This is a genomic window from uncultured Arthrobacter sp., assembly GCF_902805515.1.
Taxonomy (GTDB): Bacteria; Actinomycetota; Actinomycetes; order Actinomycetales; family Micrococcaceae; genus Arthrobacter_D.
In genome coordinates, this window is record NZ_CADCTE010000044.1 from 1 (window position 1) to 1246 (window position 1246).

The following is a 1246-nucleotide window of genomic DNA, read 5'->3' on the forward strand; positions in this document are numbered from 1 at the left end:
CAAAAGAGGTTGCCTTGAAGGCCGTGGAGGCATACGCATGACGTAGCGGACGCCTGTATCCTTGCTGCCGCGCTACCCAACCTTCACCACCGGGAAGCGATCCCATCCCATGACCCTCGGGGCATCTACGGGAGCGTCACATCGGATCGGGTCGTTACGTGACGACCAGAGCCGCCTGCATCGTGTTCTCGTGGAGCGTGCAGACATGTGGATAAGTGCCTGGATCTGTGAAGGTGTGCGCCGAGCTTTTGTCAGAGGACGGCACCCGTATCGCAGCTGCCGTCCTCTGCCGTGGCCGTGTGCCGCTGCCCACTGACGGTCGTCATGGTGACGCTCGCGGCCGGGATGCCCGCGTCGTCATCGCTCTAACCGTTCCGGCCGTCCGAGGGCGTGATCCGCCAAACCGCTCCCGTCCGGGGCGGGAATTCGTAGGGCACCTGTCCTTGCTCGATGCGAGCCTGATTGACCCGTGCCACACCGTAGTCAACGACGTACATTGCCCCGTCGGGTCCAAACTTTACGTCGAATGGCCGCTCAATACCCTCGCCCAATGCATCTTGCTCAGAGGCGGGGCCCGGTTGAGCGTTGAAGACGAACGGTTCCACCTGCCCGGTTTCTGGATCAATGCGTACCACCCGGTAGCCCGGGCGCTCATCCTGAAAAGGATTGGTTTCCGGGGAAAGGTCGCCCCACTCCGCCACGAAGAGCTGCCCCGCCATCTCGCCCCACGATTCGGGCGCTATGTCGAGCTTGGTCGGGGACGACTGGTAGTCATGCAGACCGAGGACGAGCGACGGGTCCGGCGGCTCGAGCCCGCTCGCCTCGTGGTCGATCAGGAAGCCCAGCCCGTTCTCCTGCAGCTCGTCGCCGACGTACACCGGCACCTGCAGTGAGTCGGGAACGTCGAACTTGGCGTCCGTCAAGGGCTCCAGCGCCGCCGAGAAGTCCGGCCAGCCGTACCAGGCCCCCTCCTTGACCCGGTACGTGGCCTCCGCCTCATCCTTGACCGGCCGTGAGCCGCGTACGTCGTAGCTGTTTGCCGACGCGAACAACTCCCCGTCCTTGTTCCAGGCGAATCCGATGACGTGGCGGAACCCCCAGGCGTACATCTGCAGCGTGCCCTCAGGGTCGTCCGGGTCAAAGGCGAGAATTGAGCTTCCGCACGGATCGGTGGCCTCGATCACCTGGCCGGGCGTTGTCTCGGTTCCGAAGGGCACGAATGCGCCGGTTAGCACCGTGTCGTCCG

General features: G+C 64.4%; 1 pseudogene. It reads right to left on the reverse strand.

Annotated features, from left to right (window positions below):
* Nucleotides 1-365: 365 nt before the first annotated feature.
* Nucleotides 366-1246 (reverse strand): annotated as a pseudogene (locus QZX79_RS03705) (hypothetical protein); the annotation flags it as partial.